Here is a 17,816-nt window from a genome sequence, read left to right on the forward strand (position 1 = left end):
ACTGTAAAGCATTTTAGACTAGTGAATTGCTACTTTAATTCCAAGTATAAAAGTTCTTGAAGCTGGGAATGAGTTAAAGTCGATTCCACCACCTAAATTGTTTGTAGAGTGTCCGTTTACCTCAGGATCATTTCCAGAATAATTTGTAATCGTCAATAAATTTTGTCCGATTGCATATAATCTGATGCTATCAATAAATTTCACCGTTTTTAATGCACTTTCAGGAATTGTATATCCGATAGAAACATTTTTCAAACGTAAGTAAGAAGCTTCTTCAACAAATTTAGAATTCACATAACTTCCGTAAGTGCTTTTGTAATAACCATCTCTAGGAATATCGGTGTTTTCGTTTTGTCCAGCGACCCAGCGGTTTAATGCATCTGTGCTTGTAGAAGACTCACCAACCATTTTAGTCATATTGTAAACTGAATAGTCAAAAGCGCCTTGGAAAAAGATATTCATATCGAAATTTCTATACTTAAAATCGTTATTGAAACCTGCAACATAATGAGGAATAGTATTTCCTAAATAGGTTCTGTCTTTTGCTGTAATTTGTCCATCACCATCAACGTCTACATATTTAGGATCTCCAGGAGCAGATAATGGCTGAGGGGCATAAGTTTCTCCTGTTTTGATAACTCCTGCATACTTGTATCCAAATAAAACTCCCATTTCTTTTCCAGGCTCCAATCTTGTAAATTCTTGACCAGAAACTGTTCCGCTTGGGTTTGAAGTGTTTGTACTAATAATTTTTACGTTATCTGCTAGAGATACTACTTCTTGTTTATTGTATGCTACGTTTAATGAGGTAGTCCAAGTAAATTTATCTGTTCTAAAGTTTGTAGTGCTAATTCCTAACTCAATACCTTGGTTATCAATAACTCCTGCGTTAACTCTTTGAGTGCCAAATCCCCACCATCCTCCAACAGGAACATTTAAAAGCGCATCTGTTGTTCTTTTTTTGTAATAATCGAATGTAATTGAAAGTTTGTCATTAAATAAACCTAAATCTAAACCGATATCAGTCTGAGCGGTTTCTTCCCATTTTAGATTTGGGTTGGCTAAGTTGGCTGGTTCTGTTCCTGCAACAAATTCATCTGGAGCAATAGTAACACCCCAAGAAGACAAGCGGCTCATATAAGAGTAGTCACCAATACCATCACTACCTGTAATACCATAACTCGCTCTCAACTTAAGTTCTGAAATTGCTTTTACGTTTTGCATAAAAGATTCGTTAGAGATTTTCCAGGCAACGGCTCCAGAAGGGAAAATACCAAATCTGTTGTTTGGTCCAAAACGAGAAGAACCGTCTTTTCTAATTGTAAAAGTGGCTAAGTATTTATCGTTGAACGCATAATTTAACCTTCCAAAATAAGAAGTCAATTTCGTTTCTGTTTTTTCTGTTTCAGGTTTTAGATACACTGAAGCTCCTTGAAGATTGTAATAAGTCAATAAATCGCTAGAGAAACCTGTGCCAGCCGCTCTTACTCTTTCATAAGTATCTTTTTGGTTCGAAGTACCAATCATAGCTGTTATAGAATGTACTTCTTTAATATCAAATTTATATGTCAAATACTGTTCTGTACTCCATCTGAAATATGTTTTATTTTCTTCAGAACCAGAACCTTTTAATGCAGCTCCCGCTACTAAAGTACTAGGAGTATATTTTCCTTGAATGTTTTCTTGCCATTCTGCGCCAGCACCAAAATGATACGTTAAACCTTTAATGATCTGGTAATCCAAAAACATGTTTCCGTTTACCAATCTATTGATTGTATGATCTGTAGGCTCAAGTAAAAGTGCTAAAGCATTATCCTTTCCTTGAAATTTATAGTACGAACCATCTGCATTGTAAATCGGAATAGCTGGAGGAGCCGTCTGGATAGAGAACATTGGAGATAAGATATTATCGCCAAAATCACTATTATTTCCTTCAGCAACAGCGCCATAAGCATTCATTCCCATGTTTAGCTTATCGTTGAATTTCTTTTCTGCACCCATTCTCACACTGTATCTTTCAAAATCAGTGTTTACGATGGATCCAGTTTGTTTTAAATAGTTTCCAGAAAGAAAGAATTTAGAAGTTTGGTCGCTTCCGCTAAAAGTAAGCGTTCTGTTAAGCACTTCTCCAGGACGAGTTGCAGCGTCAAACCAATTCGTATTGGCAACAGGAAAACTTGAAGGGAAAAGTGGCGGTCGTCCGTTTTCAGCATTAAGAGCATTCTGATAATCTGCATATTGCTGTCCAGTCATTAAAGATGGTTCTTTTATGATGTTTTGAAAACCATCAGAAATCTCAGCTTCCACATTCATTTTTCCAGCTTTTCCTTTTTTAGTAGTAATCAAAATTACCCCATTTCCTCCACGAGCACCATAAATTGCTGTAGAAGCCGCATCTTTAAGAATCTGAATATTTTCAATATCGTTTGGACTAATTGAACCTCCGGTGCTAGTAATGAATCCGTCAACAACATATAAAGGAGCATTCGAAGTATTGATTGAGTTTCCACCTCTAATTATTACTGACGGATTTGTTCCTGGCGCATAACTGTTTTGCTGTACCTGTACCCCAGAAGCACGTCCTTGAAGAGCTTGTCCAACGTTTGCAACCGTTCCGCCTAAGTTTAAATTGTCTTTACTAAGTGAACTCACAGAACCTGTAAGGTCTTTTTTCTTAGATTTTCCGTATCCAATAACGACTTCTTCTAATTTTTGTCCAGCTTCTTTCATGACAATTTTTAGAGGAGCGCTTCCAATACTTACTTCTTGGTCTTCCATGCCGATGAAAGTAATCACCAATTTTGTAGCATTGTCTGGAACTGTAATAGCAAAAGTTCCGTCAACATCGGTCTGAACACCTTTCGTAGTGCCTTTAACCACAACATTTGCTCCTGGAAGAGGCAAACCGTTTTGATCTGTTACAGTACCTTTTACTGTTTTTTCAAAAAATAGTACCGTGTTGTTTTTATCAGAAATATTTATAGAAGAAGCTGCAGAGGCTTGAAATGTAAAAACTAATAACGAGAGAACCGTTATTCCGATTTCTTTGCGGGATAAATTGTTAATCCGAAAATCTCTTGGCTTTTTTTGGGTTAATAATTTCATACTTTAAATTGGTTTTGGTTAATGTTTAATTGTTTTTTTCTTGTTTGTAGGTTTTAGATTTCTTTTTTGATCGTGGAATTCATTTTGTTTTTTTTAGTTACGTGTTGATTAAATTGTTTTCTATGCAAATAAGAGGTTTTGCTTTTGCGCTAAACACGGCTTGTTTAGTTCTATTTTCTTCTTTTTTAAAGGTTAAAATCGCCCCGATTTCTGCATAATTAACTTAGTTTTAAGATTAATCTCTGACGAAACTAGAGATTATATTTTTATAAAACAAGAAAAAACACAAAAAATGTGCTCGAACACACAAAATTTATGTTCTCGAGCACATAAAATTGTGCGAATCGTTTTTTTTGACTTAAATTGCTGTGATATTTTTAAAATAGTTTAGAAAAAACATTGTGTGTGATATTGGTGGTTTTTTGAATTATAAATAAGGATTTATTAAAAACTTGTGAATTTCGCAATCACTAAACGAAAAACTTAAAAATTAAGCAGTCTTTTCTTATGCTGAAAAGGAAGTGATTTTTAGTTTTAATTATGAATTCGGTTTGTTTTTTAATTCGATTTTTGAACTATATTGGTCAACGATAAAAAGGCCGAAATCGCGAAATGAATTAATGGTCATTTTGACCTTTTTTGAAAATGAAAAATTAACAGATTTTAAGAAGAAGAATTTTGAAAGAATACCACGTAGAAATTATCGATAAAAGTAAAAAAAACGTAAGTGAAATTATGGATCCTGTTTTTTGGGAAAAAGCAAATTGTTTAACCGATTTTACTTCGCCATGGAATAATGATCCAGTTTTAAAGATTGAATTTCGCGCACTTTGGGATTTAGATTATCTTTATTTTAATTTTCAAGTTTTTGATTCAGAGGTTTATATTGATCGAAAAGACAATTCCACAGACAGTATTTGTAATTCGGATAGAGTAGAGCTCTTTTTTAGAAAAAATGAAAAACTAAGTCCGTATTATTGTTTGGAAATGGATGTAGATGCGCGTATTTTGGATTTTGAAGCTTATCCGAATTGGAATTTTGATTACAATTGGAGATGGCCAGAAAAACAGTTGGAAATACAGTCGGTAAAAGCACAAAATTCGTTTACGGTTGTGGGAAGAATTAGTATTGCGTCTTTAAAAGAATTGGATTTAATTCAGGATAATATTATCGAAGCTGGAGTTTACCGCGCTAAATTCTCTAAAGATGAAAACGGAAATTACGAACCAACTTGGATTACGTGGATAGATCCCAATACTGCAGAACCGAATTTTCATATCGCTTCTTCTTTTGGGAGGTTTATCTTGAAGTAAAGTTTGCCGCAAAGGCGCTAAGGCACAAAGTTTTTTTTTAGCTTTGTGTCTTTGCGAAATTTAAATTGATAACGGTTTTAAAAAAAAAACTTTGTGCCTTAGAGTCTTAGCGGCAAAAAAAAATTAACTAACGTAAAAAGAAGCATTTTCTACATTTATAATATCAATAGGAAGCAATATAGTTTCCGGAATGTCTTTTCTAAATATAAAGTGATCTGCTAAAGTGCTTACGCCTAAATAAGCCTGTCTTTTTTGGTTTTGATGGATTAAGAAGTGAACCAATCCTTGATTTAAAAAACTAACATTTTTATCAATTAAATCATATCCAATCAAAGCGATCTTTTTGTCTGTTACGTTTGAAAGTGTAGAGGCAATTTGGTAGGCTTTTGAAGTGGTGATGAAAATGCCGCTTAAATCTGGATTTTCATTTATGAAAGCTGGTAGCTTGGTTTCAATGTTGGAATATTTTAGTTTTAAAGTGGTTAAAGAGAAATTAGAAAGTTTTTTTTCTTCAAAATAACTTCTAAAGCCGCGTTCTTTTTCCTGCATGTGAACAGCATTTTTAAGACTTTCATCAATATGTATAATCGCAATTTGCCCTTTCGGAAGAATCAGATTCATTAAACTGGCGGCAACTCGGCCGCTTTTGTATAAATCTTGTCCCACGAAACTTTTAATAGAAGAGGATTCCACCTGGTTGTTAAAGGTGTTGACCATAATCCCCAGTTCGTCATATTGATTTATGATTTCGATGGTTTCTTTATGGAAAAGCGGAGTCAATAAAACAGCATCTGGTGATTGCGATATAATAGTTTCATTTGTCTTTAAAAAAGATTTGGTGCTTTCTGGATTAAAGTAATGTATTTCTATAACGACATTATAAGCTTTGAATTCTGTAATGGCATCCTGAATTCCGTTAACACAAGGAAGCCAGTATGGATCAAATACAGGATCAGGAAGTAAAACGCAAATACGATACACTTTGGTGCTTTTCAGATTTCGTGCAATTAAGTTGGGCTCATAATCAATAACATTCAAAACTTCATTGATTTTTTCGAGTGCAGCAGGAGAGACTTTTCCTCTATTGTGTAGCACACGGTCTACAGTTCCCTTAGAAACTCCAGCCATTTGTGCTATATCCTTAATTGTGTACTTTTTGTCCATATAGACAAATATAAAAACTTTGAGTTAATAAACGCATTTTTTATGTAAGAATTAATAAATGTGCTCGAGAACATAAAAATAGTGTGTTCGAGCACATTTTTATATTTTTTCTTGTTTTATAAAAATATAATCTCTAGTTTCGTGAAATAAAAACCGAAAAACTAAAATAAATCTATAACCAAATAATGCTTTAATTTATTGAAATAAAGTATTTTAACACAAAGTGTTTAAGTGAAAAAAATTACCTCATTAGCTCCCGGCCGAACCTGTCTTTTTGGAGATCATCAAGATTATTTAGGGTTGCCTGTTATAGCCTGTGCGATAGATCGAAATATTAAATTAATTGCAAAAGAAAATCAGACCAAAACTTTTGTTCTGAATATGGTTGATATTAATGAAATTCGAGTTATCGATATATACGAGGCTTTCGAAAAATTAGAACCAAGAGATTATTTTGCATCTGCGTTGCGAGTATTGCGAAGATATGGCTGTAAACCAACATCTGGTTATACGATTACCATTACTGGAGATATTCCAATTAATTCAGGTACCTCAAGTTCGTCAGCCTTATTAATGGCTTGGATTCGTTTCCTGATAGAGGCTTTCGGAGTAGATCATGAAGTTACGCCTGAATTTCTTTCTAAATTAGGTTACGAATCTGAAGTATTGGAGCATGGAGAACCTGGTGGAATGATGGATCATTTTAGTATTGGCGTTGGAAATATCGTTTATATTAATACCCAAAAACCGTTTTCTTTTAATGTAATAGGAATAGAGTTGAAGGGTTTAATTACTGGAGTTTCAGGTGTTCCAAAAGAAACTATTGGATTGCTTGGCGAATTAAAAGGAAATGCTTTAATGGCAATTGATATTGTGAAGCAAAATTATCCGCAGTTTGACTTGAATTCATCTGAAATAGAGGATTTGGATAAATATAGAAATTGTCTTCCAGATCGTCTAATTCCGTTTTTTGAAGCGGCCATTAGAAATTATTATTTTACCAAAGAAGCTTTCAAGGAATTTGAAAAACCAGTTTTAGATCTTAAAAAAATTGGTGCTTTAATGAATGGGCATCATGAAATTTTACGCGATTTGCTGAAAATAACCGTTCCAAGAATTGATGCAATGATTAACGCAGCCTTAAAAGCAGGAGCATACGGAGCAAAAATTGTAGGCTCTGGCGGCGGCGGAAGCATTGTGGTGATCGCTGATCCAAAAAATGAAGATGGGGTTATTAAGGCAATTTTAGACGCAGGAGCACAAGAGGCTTATGCTGTAAATGTTGATCCGGGAGTACGAATTATTGATAATATTGAAAATTAAAATAAAATGCACAACAATTTAGTAATTCTAGCTGGTGGAGTTTCTTCTCGTATGAAAAAAGAAGCGCTCACCAATAATCTTTCTCCTGAAGAAATTGCGCAGGCCAATGAAAGAAGTAAAGGTTTAATAGGAGTTGGCGCAAGCGGAAGGCCGCTGTTGGATTATCTTTTGTGGAATGCAAAAAAAGCAGGCTATAAAAACATCTATATTATAATAGGTGAGCAGGGAGAATTGTTTAAAGAGTTTTACGGAAGTAAAATGAAGGATAATGATTTTCATGGATTGAACATCTCATTTGCGATTCAATATATTCCTGAAGGAAGAGTGAAACCTTTTGGAACTGCAGACGCTTTGTTTCAGGCCGTAGAGCAATATCCAGAATTGAATTCGCAGTTTTATTCGGTTTGTAATAGCGATAATTTGTATTCGGCTGAAGCATTGCGTGCTTTAAAAGAAACTGAAAGTCCGAATGCTTTTATTAGTTACGATCGCGATGCAATGGATTTTCCACTGGAGCGTATTTCTCGTTTTGCAATTGCAAAATTAGATGCAAATAATCAGCTTTTGGATATTTTAGAAAAGCCTTCAGAAGAGGATTTGGAACAATATAAAGATGCAGAAGGAAAGATACGTGTGAGTATGAATGCTTTTAAGTTTAAGGGAAAAACCTTATATGTGCATCTTAAAAATTGTCCAGTGCATCCAGAGCGTGATGAAAAGGAGCTTCCAACAGTGCTTTTGAACTCCGTTAAGGAAAATCCGAATACAACGATTGGAATTCCGTTTTCGGAGCATGTTCCAGACCTAACAGCCAAAGAAGATATTGCCGATGTAAAAACATATTTGGCAAAATATTACCCTGATTTAAACTGGAATAGCAAAAATTAACAAAACTTTCATATCTAAATTAGAAAATAAGGAAATTTAATGTAGTACTTTTGTTTTGCAAAAAAAATGCAGATATTTGCATAAATTACGCAATCAATAATGTGAGAGTTGATTCTAATTTAGATTTTGAATTAAATAAATCTATAAACTAATCAACCAAAAATTATGACAAACATTCAAAGTACATTACAGGTAGAGAAAAAAAGTGCCATTGTTCCGATGGTAATTTTAACCTTATTGTTTTTTATTCTAGGATTCGTAACCTGGCTTAACGGACCACTAATTCCGTTTTTTGAATTAGCCTGCGAACTAACTTCTTCGCAAGCTTATTTTGTGACTTTCGCATTTTATGTTGCCTACTTCGTAATGGCAGTTCCTTCTTCTTATATAATTGAAAAAGTGGGATATAAAAACGGAATTTCTTTAGGATTGCTAATTATCGCCGCAGGAGCTTTTATGTTTTATCCAGCGGCTTCTAGTCGTACTTTTCTTTTGTTTTTATTGGCCTTATTTGTAATGGGAACCGGTTTGGCGGTTTTACAGACAGCATCAAATCCATATGTTGTTGTAATTGGGCCTAGAGAAAGTGCAGCTGCAAGGATCAGTGTTTTAGGAATTGCAAATAAACTCGCTGGGTTTGTAGCGCCAATCGTTCTTACGGTTTTGGTTTTGTCTAATATGCAGGACTTTACCGCAGACAAAATCGCGGCGATGGATGAAGTTGCAAAAACGACTGCGTTAAATTCTCTTGCTTTGCAATTACAAACACCGTATCTTTATATGGGGTTGATTATTACTGTTTTAGCCTTAATGGTAAAATTTTCTCCTCTTCCAGAAATTGATTTGGATGAAGAGGGAAATGTTTCGAATTTAAGTGTTTTTCAACAGATTAAAAATGCATTTAAATATCCGCAGCTTGTTTTAGGAGTAATTACTTTAATGTTGTATTTGTCTGCCGAAGTTTTGGCAGGAGATTCTATTGGAGCTTTCGGAAAACAACTTGGAGTTTATGGTGAAGAAGGGAATTTCTATCTTAAACTAACCTCATTTACCATGTCGGCAATGGTTATTGGATACGTTCTTGGAATAGTATTGATTCCTAAATATCTTTCTCAGGTCACTGCTTTAAAAGTGTCGGGAATATTGGGCTTGGTGTTGGTTTTGGCAATTGTTTTGATTTCGCCAAAAATAATGATCGCAGTTCCTGGAACTCCAAATATACCATTGGTAATACTTTTGGTAGCGCTTTTAGGATTGGCAAATGCATTATGCTGGCCAGCAATTTGGCCAATGGCTTTGCAGGATTTAGGCGGTTATACAAAAATTGGTAGTGCTATTTTGATTATGGGAATTATCGGTGGTGCAGTTTTTCCGCTTTTTTACGGAATGATTACTGAAAGCATCAATTCTGCAAATATTGCAAAAAATATGCAAGGTGTTTCAAAAAGCGGTAATCAGTTGGCGTATTTAATGTTATTACCTTCTTATGCAATGATTTTGTTTTATGCTGTAAAAGGGCATAAATACAGGAAATGGAATAGTTGAACAAAAATAAAAAATTAATATATCATGTTAAAAAGTAAAATCGACAAAGCAACAGGTTTCGAAAAACGATTCGAAAACATTAATACAGTTGTTTTTGAAAACTCAACAGATGCTTCAAAAGAAGTAGCGCAAGAAATTGCAGCATTAATCAAAGAAAAAGAAAAAGAAGGAAAGCCATGTATTCTTGGTTTGGCAACAGGTTCTTCTCCAAAAGGATTGTATGCCGAATTAGTGCGTCTGCATAAAGAAGAAGGTTTGAGTTTCAAAAACGTAATCAGTTTTAACTTGGATGAATATTATCCAATGGAACCCAATTCAATCAATAGTTATGTTCGTTTCATGAAGGAACTTTTGTTTGATCATGTTGATATTTTACCTGAAAACGCTCATGTTCCAGACGGACTTTTAACAAAAGAACAAATTGCAGATTATTGCCACGAATATGAAGCTAAAATTGAAGCTTTAGGCGGAATCGATCTTCAGATTCTTGGAATTGGAGGAAACGGACACATCGGATTTAATGAGTCTGGTTCGCTTCAAAACTCTAAAACTCGTTTAGTGGCTTTAGATCATATTACAAGAGTTGCGGCAAGTAAAGATTTCTTTGGTTTAAATAATACGCCAAGAACAGCAATTACGCTTGGGGTTAAAAAAATCATGGAAGCAAAAAGAGTGATCTTATTAGCTTGGGGTGAAGGAAAAGCAAACATTGTAAAAAAATCCGTTGAAGACGAAGTTACAAACCGAGTTCCTGCTTCATTCTTGCAAGAGCATAACAACGCAGTTTTTGTTTTAGACAAAGAAGCTTCTTCAAAATTAACGAGAATCAACAAGCCTTGGCTGGTTGAAAAAATTGTTTGGACAGATAAATTGACTCGTAAAGCAGTTTTAGGATTGGCATTAGATCTTAAAAAACCAATTTTAATGCTTACAGATGCAGATTATATCGAAAACGGTATGAGCGATTTGTTGGCAGATTCGGGTCCAGCTTACGATACTAATATTAAGATTTTTAATAAATTACAAAATACCATTACAGGTTGGCCAGGTGGAAAACCAAATGCAGACGACTCAAATCGTCCTGAAAGAGCGGAGCCAGCTAAAAAACGTGTGTTGATTTTCAGTCCGCACCCAGATGATGATATTATTAGTATGGGAGGAACGTTTATGCGTTTGCAAGAGCAAGGACATGAAGTACACGTTGCTTATCAAACATCTGGAAATATCGCCGTTGCTGATGATGAAGCGCTTCGTTTTGCAAGATTCGTGATTGATTACAATGAGAAATTTGGAATCAAAAGCGCTGAGGCAGATAGTATTTACAAAAAGGCAGAAGCTTTCTTACAGAACAAAAAGAACAGCGAAATTGATATTCCAGAGGTTCGTTATATTAAAGGTTTGATCAGAAAAGGAGAGGCGAGAGCTACAAGTCATTTTGTTGGTCTTCCAGACGAGCAGATTCACTTTATGGAATTACCTTTCTATGAAACAGGGACAATCGAGAAAAAACCAATTGGAGCAGAAGATGTTCAGTTGACAGTTGATTTAATTGAGAAAATTAAACCACACCAGATTTACGCAGCGGGAGATTTAGCAGATCCACACGGAACTCACAAAGTTTGTCTAGATGCAATTTTTGAGGCAGTAAAAGTTTTAAAACCAAAAGAGTTCATGAACGATTGTTGGTTATGGTTATACCGTGGAGCTTGGCAAGAGTGGGGAATTGACGAAGTTGAGATGGCTGTTCCAATGAGTCCAGATCAAGTTCTAGAAAAACGTCATGGAATCTTCAAACACCAGTCTCAAAAAGATGGGGTTGTTTTCCAAGGAACAGACGCAAGAGAGTTCTGGCAGAGAGCAGAAGACAGAAACCGCGAGACGGCAGCTTTATATCACCAATTAGGTTTAGCAACGTATGCTGCAATGGAAGCTTTTGTGAGATGGCACTACTAAGATGCTAAGGTTCTGAGATGCTAAGATGCTAAGTTTTTTTAGCGTTTTTAGAAATTAGTAATAAGTCTTAAATGATATTTTTGAAGCAGGAAGAGGGAACGCAAATAAGTTCTTTTTTCTTGCTTCTTTTTTTTAAGCTTCTAAGTTGCTGAGATACTAAGGTTCTAGGTTTTTAATCTGTGAGAATCCTTTTAATCTGTGGCAAAAGAAAAAATAAATAGTAGTTTTGCATGAAATGAAATAAGCAGAAAATCTATGAAGTCTTTCATCTTGCTTCTTTCTTCTACAAGAAAACTATGGATCAAGATAAAAAACAACTCATAAAATTAGCGCACACCAAAATGCCTTTCGGGAAATACGAGGGAAAATATTTAATTGATTTACCTGAGTATTATGTTGTTTGGTATCATAATAAAGGATTTCCAAAAGGAGAGCTTGGTCAACAATTGCAACTTATTTATGAATTGAAATTGAATGGTTTAGAAGAATTAATTCGGAATATTAAGAAGCAATATCCCAAGCCAATGTAACATGCTTTTTATGATTATGGGATTTTTATATAATTAGATAAAATTTTCATTATAATGACTGAAAATCTTTTAAACAATAGATAAAAATTAATATATAGGAAGGTTTTCTTTTGATTTGAAAAAGCTAAAAAATCAGCATTCTAAAATTCTAAAAATCTAAGAAGTCTATTGTATAAATTGTCTAATTAAATTTGTACTTTTGCCAAGTTTTTTACACAACTACTTACAAACAACAACAGAATGAATCAAACAAAATATATTTTTGTTACAGGAGGTGTGACCTCTTCATTAGGAAAAGGGATTATCGCGGCATCTTTGGCAAAATTGTTACAAGGAAGAGGATATCGCACGACTATTCAAAAATTTGATCCATATATTAACGTAGATCCGGGGACACTAAACCCGTATGAGCACGGAGAATGTTATGTGACAGATGATGGAGCTGAAACAGACTTAGACTTAGGGCACTACGAGCGTTTCTTGAACGTTCCTACTTCTCAGGCTAATAACGTTACTACAGGAAGAGTTTATCTTTCGGTTATTGAAAAAGAAAGAAGAGGAGAATTTTTAGGAAAAACAGTTCAGGTTGTTCCTCATATCACAAACGAAATCAAAGACAGAATGCAATTGCTAGGTAAATCTGGCGACTATGATATTGTAATTACTGAAATTGGTGGTACAGTTGGTGATATCGAATCTTTACCTTATATAGAATCTGTTCGTCAATTAGTTTGGGAGTTAGGTGAAAATAACGGAATCGTGATTCATTTAACATTAGTTCCATATTTGGCAGCTGCAGGTGAGTTGAAAACAAAACCAACTCAGCACTCTGTTAAGACTTTAATGGAGAGTGGTATTAAAGCAGATATTTTGGTTTGTAGAACGGAGCACGAATTGTCTCAGGAATTGCGCCAGAAATTAGCTTTATTCTGTAATGTTAAGAAAGAAGCAGTTATTCAATCAATTGATGCTTCTACTATATATGAAGTTCCAAATTTAATGCTTGAAGAAGGATTAGATGTTGTGGCTTTAAAGAAATTAGATTTACCTAAAAAAGCATCTCCAGATCTTAAAAACTGGAATACTTTCTTAAAAAGATTAAAAAATCCAAAACAAACTGTAAACATTGGTTTAGTTGGAAAATATGTAGAAATGCAAGATTGCTACAAATCTATTTTGGAGGCGTTCATTCATGCAGGAGCTGCAAACGAAACAAAAGTAAATGTAATTTCTATTCACTCAGAGCATATTAATGCGGATAATGTTGAAGAAAAATTAGGTTCTTTAGACGGAGTTTTAGTTGCTCCAGGTTTTGGTGAAAGAGGTATTGAAGGAAAAATTGAAGCAGTTCGTTTTGTACGTGAAAATAACATTCCTTTCTTCGGAATTTGTTTAGGAATGCAGATGTCTGTTATCGAATATTCTAGAAATATTTTAGGTTATGCTGATGCGAATTCTACAGAGATGAACGATAAAACGCCTCATCCAGTTGTGAATTTAATGGAAGAACAGAAAAATGTAACCGATAAAGGAGGAACAATGCGTTTAGGTGCTTGGAAATGTGATATTAAACCAAACACTTTGGCACACAGAATTTACGGAGAAAAAACTATTTCGGAGCGTCACCGCCACCGTTATGAGTACAATAATAAATATGCTGATGAATTGCAAAAAGCAGGTTTAAAGGCTTCTGGAGTTAACCCTGATACAGGTTTAGTGGAAATCGTTGAGCTTGAAAACCACCCATTTTTTATTGGTGTTCAATACCATCCAGAATACAAAAGTACGGTTGCAAATCCGCACCCAATCTTTGTAAACTTTGTGGCTGCTGCAGTAAATGCGCATAAAAAACAGTAATTAATATTTTGAGAAGTTTGTAACTTTTGAGATAAACTCAGTACTAATAGACTTCAACGAATAACTTTTTTAAATTATAATGGAAGAAAAAAAATTAGACCTCAATTCGATCATTGGTTTTGTATTGATCTTCGGAATTTTGATTTGGATTATGTACCAAAATCAACCTTCTGAAAAAGAAATTGCTGCTGAAAAAGCCAAGAAAGAATTAGTTGCTAAACAAGAAGCACAAGCAAAAGCAGATAAAGCAAAAACGGCATCATTACCAGCTGCTGCTGTAACTCCTGGAGATACAGTTCAATTGGCTCAATTGCAAAAAACTTTAGGAGGATTTGCTTATTCTGCAACACTTCCTTCTGCAAAAGAAGCTTTTACTACAATCGAAAATGAAAAATTAAAATTAAAGATTGCTAATAAAGGTGGTTATATTGTTGAAGCTACTTTAAAAGAATTCGAAAGATTAAAAAAAGGTTCTGGAGAGCTAGTTGAGTTAATCAAAAATAACAACTCAAATTTAAATTTACAGCTTCTTACTACAGACAATAGAACATTAAATTCTAAAGATTTGTATTTCGAACCAACATTAGAGAAAATTGGAGGAGACCAAGTTTTATCTATGCGTTTGAAAGCTGGAGCTAATGAATTTTTAGAGTACAAATATGTTTTAAAACCAAACGATTATTTAGTTGGTTTTGATATCCGTTCTCAAGGATTAAACAGAGTTTTAAATTCTGCAAAACCAATTGATTTGCAATGGGATTTAAAAACATATAGAAATGAGAAAAGTGTAGCTTACGAAAACCGTTATGCGCAAATTGATTACAAATACAACGAATCAAAATACAATAACGTTAGTTCACACGGACAAGGAAAAGAAGAAACTCCTGAAAAAGTAAGTTATATAGCTTTTAAACAGCATTTCTTTACGACTATTTTATCTACAGAAAAACCTTTTGAAACTTCAAAGTTACAATCTGATGATTTAGTTAAAGACGAAAAGATCGATACTGTTTTTACCAAACAGTTTAGAGCTAATTTGCCTTTAGCGTTTTCAAACGGAGAGATCGATTACAAAATGAATTTGTACATGGGTCCTGCAGATTATAAAACATTAAAAGCTTACGATAAAAACTTCGAAAAAATTATTCCATTAGGATGGGGGATTTTTGGATGGATCAACAAATGGATTTTCATTCCATTATTCGGGTTCTTAAGTTCAACAATGGGATTGTCGTTAGGTATTGCAATCATTATTTTTACAATTATCATCAAATTGGCCATGTCGCCAATTACGTATAAATCATTTTTGTCTCAGGCTAAAATGAAAGTTTTAAGACCTGATATTGCTGAGTTGGGAGAGAAATTCAAAAAAGACCCAATGAAGAAACAACAGGAAACAATGAAACTGTACAACAAAGCAGGTGTAAACCCAATGGCAGGATGTATTCCGGCATTGATTCAGTTGCCATTTATGTACGCATCGTTCCAGTTTTTCCCTGCAGCATTTGAATTAAGACAGAAAAGTTTCCTTTGGGCAGACGATTTATCATCTTTTGACTCTGTTGTAAAATTACCATTTACTATTCCGATGTACGGAGATCACATTAGTTTGTTTCCAATCTTGGCTGCAATTGCGATTTTCTTCTACATGAAAATGACTTCTGGAGATCAGCAAATGGCAGCTCCTCAGCAGGAAGGTATGCCAGATATGGCAAAAATGATGAAAATCATGATTTATGTTTCACCATTAATGATGTTAATTTTCTTCAATAACTACGGTTCAGGATTGAGTTTGTATAACTTTATTTCAAACTTAATTACAATCGGAATCATGTTTGTAATCAAGAATTATATTGTAGACAGTGATAAGATTCACGCTCAGATTCAAGAAAACAAGCAAAGAGAGCCTAAAAAGCCAAGTAAGTTCCAACAGCGTCTTCAAGAAGTAATGGAACAACAGGAAGCAGCAAAAGCTCAGAATAAGAAAAAGAAATAATTCTATATCAATAAAACAAAAAAACCGTCTCGTTGAAAAACGAGACGGTTTTTTATTAGTAATTAGTTTTTTAAAATTTAGGTAATAAAACCTTATCAATAGCATGGATTATACCGTTTGAACATTGAACATCTGTTACAATAATATTACTAACTCTATTATTGGTGTCCGTAATTTTTGCGCCTCCAGTAAGGCCAATTGTGAAACTTTGACTGGCAAAAGTATTAACTACCTGTCCGTTTGTTAAAGAAGTCGATTGCACATTCGCACCAGCAACCACATGATATTTTAGGGTAGTTTCTAAAACATTAGCAGGAATAGCAGAAAGGCCAGAGAATCCAGTTTCGGTTAAGAAACTTGCAAATGCAGTATTTGTAGGTGCAAAAACAGTAAAAGGTGAACTTGCCGTTCCAGATAATATTCCAACAAAACCAGATGCAGAGTTGTAGCTCAATGCTGTTACAAGTGTTGTGAAATTTTTGTTAGCCACAGCATGGTTAACAATAGTAGGTAATCCTATTACACCATCAACCAAATGAATAACGCCATTTGAAGCTTCAATATCTGCAGTTGTTACTGTTGCACCGCCATTGGCTTTTCCGCCATTAATATCAACTCCTGTGTTTTTTTCAAGATACATACTTATGGTGTTTGATGCTGAAGCATTTCCTTTTGCCAGAGTTTTTACATATCCTGTAGTAATCTCGCTAGATTTTACTTTTGTGCTTAAAACATGGTTGAGTAATATTTCTTTTAAAGCAGCAACAGGAACTGCATTAAGATTAGCATAACCGTTTGCAGAGAGGAAAGCGCTAAAAGCTTTATTATTAGGTGCAAAGACGGTGTAAGAGGCAGAAGAGTTCAATGTAGCAGCTAGATCTGCTTTTTCTAAAGCAGCAACTAAACTGCTAAGGTCTGGATTTGCTTTCGCAATAGATACAATCGTTTGTGGAGTCTGTTGCGAGTCGTCGTCATCATTATTACATGAAATGCTAACGAAAGCAATTAATGCTAAAAAAGCAATTAATTTAATTTTCAATGTTTTCATAATATAGTTTTTAGTTTGTTAGGGCTAAATTATGAGTTTTTGTTTAAGTTTATTTACATAATGTTAAACAAAAGTTATATTCATTACATGTTTTACTTGCTTTATTTTTTGTTTTTATAGTATTGATATTTAGTTGTTTATGTTGATTTAGTTCTGATTTTATTATTCGTAGTGCCAAATATTGTTTAACATAATTTTAAATAGTATTTAAGACTTTAAAAATCGGTAAAAAAGTAAAATTGGTTATACTTTTGCAATAATAAAACACGCTTTTTAATGTTATAAAGAAAAACAGTTTATGAAAAAAATTTGGATCTTATTTCTAATCAGTACAGCAGCTTTTTCTCAAGAAACCAATAAAGTTGACGCAGCTGGAAAAAAAGACGGACTTTGGAAAGGCACTTATGCTGAATCTAAACGCCCTCGTTACGAAGGGACTTTTGATCATGGAAAGGAAACTGGTGTTTTTAAATTTTTTGATGATACTAAAAAAGGTGATGTCTTAGCAACAAGAGATTTTAGTGCCAATGATGGAAGTTCGTATACTGTCTTTTTTGATCAAAATAAAAACAAAGTAAGTGAAGGAAAAGAGATAGGAAAAGCTCGCGAAGGGGAATGGAAATATTACCATAAAGCTTCTAAAGTTTTAATGGCGGTTGAGAATTATAAAAATGGAAAATTAGAAGGTTTAAAAACTGTTTATTATCCCAATGCGCAAGTTGCGGAAGAGATGACTTATAAAAATGGTTTAAAGGAAGGGCCCTATAAAAAAATAGGGCAGGACGGAACGCTTCTTGAAGAATCGAACTTTGTAAATAATGAATACAATGGTGCAGCTGTTTTTTATGATTCAGATAAGTCTGTTGCTTCTAAAGGAAAGTTTATAAATGGTAAAAAAGCTGGAATCTGGCAGTTTTACCAAAAAGGAAAATTAGTGAAAGAAGTAAATATGAGTGATCCTAAAAACACGAATAAAGCTTCTGAAAAAGGACCAGCGCCAAAAAAGGAATAGCCTAAAAAGTTCAGAATTCATTCCTTGAAAAATAAAATAGATAAAGAATAAATTGTTTACTTTTGAGTAACCAATTTATTC

12 protein-coding genes are annotated in these 17,816 nt (G+C 34.0%); 9 read left to right on the forward strand and 3 right to left on the reverse strand.

Annotated elements, in window-relative coordinates; genetic code table 11:
* Positions 1-18: 18 nt before the first annotated feature.
* Positions 19-3,105, reverse strand: a complete 3,087-nt coding sequence (locus AC3Y25_RS10940) for a SusC/RagA family TonB-linked outer membrane protein (RefSeq protein ID WP_489902768.1) — start codon at positions 3,103-3,105, stop codon at positions 19-21.
* A gap of 678 nt (positions 3,106-3,783) precedes the next feature.
* Between AC3Y25_RS10940 and AC3Y25_RS10945 the strand changes: the two genes are divergently transcribed.
* The gene (locus AC3Y25_RS10945; RefSeq protein ID WP_489902769.1) at positions 3,784-4,419 is read left to right on the forward strand and encodes a sugar-binding protein; all 636 of its coding nucleotides are present in this window, start codon (positions 3,784-3,786) and stop codon (positions 4,417-4,419) included.
* A 123-nt stretch (positions 4,420-4,542) separates the two neighbouring features.
* Here AC3Y25_RS10945 and AC3Y25_RS10950 read toward each other — a convergent pair whose 3' ends face one another.
* On the reverse strand, positions 4,543-5,583 hold the full coding sequence (locus tag AC3Y25_RS10950; protein WP_482500562.1) for a LacI family DNA-binding transcriptional regulator: 1,041 nt from the start codon (positions 5,581-5,583) through the stop codon (positions 4,543-4,545).
* A gap of 231 nt (positions 5,584-5,814) precedes the next feature.
* Here AC3Y25_RS10950 and AC3Y25_RS10955 point away from each other — a divergent pair, with 231 nt between their 5' ends.
* The 7 genes from AC3Y25_RS10955 to yidC all read left to right on the forward strand — a co-directional run bounded on the left by AC3Y25_RS10955 (position 5,815) and on the right by yidC (position 15,675).
* A complete protein-coding gene (locus AC3Y25_RS10955) occupies positions 5,815-6,906 on the forward strand; it encodes a mevalonate kinase family protein (RefSeq protein ID WP_489902770.1) in 1,092 nt (363 codons plus the stop codon).
* A 6-nt stretch (positions 6,907-6,912) separates the two neighbouring features.
* Positions 6,913-7,794 carry a sugar phosphate nucleotidyltransferase gene (locus tag AC3Y25_RS10960; RefSeq protein WP_489902771.1) on the forward strand — a complete coding sequence of 294 codons (882 nt, stop codon included), beginning with the start codon at positions 6,913-6,915 and terminating at the stop codon, positions 7,792-7,794.
* Positions 7,795-7,959: 165 nt separating this feature from the next.
* Positions 7,960-9,339: a sugar MFS transporter gene (locus AC3Y25_RS10965; protein WP_489902772.1), complete on the forward strand. Its 1,380-nt coding sequence runs from the start codon at positions 7,960-7,962 to the stop codon at positions 9,337-9,339.
* Between the two features lie 24 nt (positions 9,340-9,363).
* Positions 9,364-11,292 carry a glucosamine-6-phosphate deaminase gene (gene nagB, locus AC3Y25_RS10970; protein ID WP_489902773.1) on the forward strand — a complete coding sequence of 643 codons (1,929 nt, stop codon included), beginning with the start codon at positions 9,364-9,366 and terminating at the stop codon, positions 11,290-11,292.
* Between the two features lie 296 nt (positions 11,293-11,588).
* Positions 11,589-11,822: a DUF3820 family protein gene (locus AC3Y25_RS10975; RefSeq protein WP_250835380.1), complete on the forward strand. Its 234-nt coding sequence runs from the start codon at positions 11,589-11,591 to the stop codon at positions 11,820-11,822.
* 240 nt (positions 11,823-12,062) lie between these two features.
* Positions 12,063-13,679, forward strand: coding sequence for a CTP synthase (gene pyrG / locus AC3Y25_RS10980; RefSeq protein WP_095929926.1), 1,617 nt, complete (start codon positions 12,063-12,065; stop codon positions 13,677-13,679).
* A 79-nt stretch (positions 13,680-13,758) separates the two neighbouring features.
* The gene (yidC, locus tag AC3Y25_RS10985; protein WP_489902774.1) at positions 13,759-15,675 is read left to right on the forward strand and encodes a membrane protein insertase YidC; all 1,917 of its coding nucleotides are present in this window, start codon (positions 13,759-13,761) and stop codon (positions 15,673-15,675) included.
* 70 nt (positions 15,676-15,745) lie between these two features.
* Here the strand turns inward: yidC and AC3Y25_RS10990 are convergent, their stop codons facing one another.
* The gene (locus tag AC3Y25_RS10990; protein WP_489902775.1) at positions 15,746-16,723 is read right to left on the reverse strand and encodes a fasciclin domain-containing protein; all 978 of its coding nucleotides are present in this window, start codon (positions 16,721-16,723) and stop codon (positions 15,746-15,748) included.
* A gap of 298 nt (positions 16,724-17,021) precedes the next feature.
* Between AC3Y25_RS10990 and AC3Y25_RS10995 the strand changes: the two genes are divergently transcribed.
* Positions 17,022-17,735: a toxin-antitoxin system YwqK family antitoxin gene (locus tag AC3Y25_RS10995; protein WP_489902776.1), complete on the forward strand. Its 714-nt coding sequence runs from the start codon at positions 17,022-17,024 to the stop codon at positions 17,733-17,735.
* Positions 17,736-17,816: the final 81 nt, after the last annotated feature.

The sequence above is a fragment of the Flavobacterium sp. LK-23 genome (genome assembly GCF_058135255.1).

What these genes read in the sequence shown, in the direction of transcription:
- AC3Y25_RS10940 (WP_489902768.1), bottom strand. Translation starts at nt 3,105, where the DNA reads ATGAAATTATTAACCCAAAAAAAGCCAAGAGATTTTCGGATTAACAAT.
- AC3Y25_RS10950 (WP_482500562.1), bottom strand. Translation starts at nt 5,583, where the DNA reads ATGGACAAAAAGTACACAATTAAGGATATAGCACAAATGGCTGGAGTT.
- AC3Y25_RS10960 (WP_489902771.1), top strand. Translation starts at nt 6,913, where the DNA reads ATGCACAACAATTTAGTAATTCTAGCTGGTGGAGTTTCTTCTCGTATG.
- AC3Y25_RS10965 (WP_489902772.1), top strand. Translation starts at nt 7,960, where the DNA reads ATGACAAACATTCAAAGTACATTACAGGTAGAGAAAAAAAGTGCCATT.
- nagB (WP_489902773.1), top strand. Translation starts at nt 9,364, where the DNA reads ATGTTAAAAAGTAAAATCGACAAAGCAACAGGTTTCGAAAAACGATTC.
- AC3Y25_RS10975 (WP_250835380.1), top strand. Translation starts at nt 11,589, where the DNA reads ATGGATCAAGATAAAAAACAACTCATAAAATTAGCGCACACCAAAATG.
- pyrG (WP_095929926.1), top strand. Translation starts at nt 12,063, where the DNA reads ATGAATCAAACAAAATATATTTTTGTTACAGGAGGTGTGACCTCTTCA.
- yidC (WP_489902774.1), top strand. Translation starts at nt 13,759, where the DNA reads ATGGAAGAAAAAAAATTAGACCTCAATTCGATCATTGGTTTTGTATTG.
- AC3Y25_RS10990 (WP_489902775.1), bottom strand. Translation starts at nt 16,723, where the DNA reads ATGAAAACATTGAAAATTAAATTAATTGCTTTTTTAGCATTAATTGCT.
- AC3Y25_RS10995 (WP_489902776.1), top strand. Translation starts at nt 17,022, where the DNA reads ATGAAAAAAATTTGGATCTTATTTCTAATCAGTACAGCAGCTTTTTCT.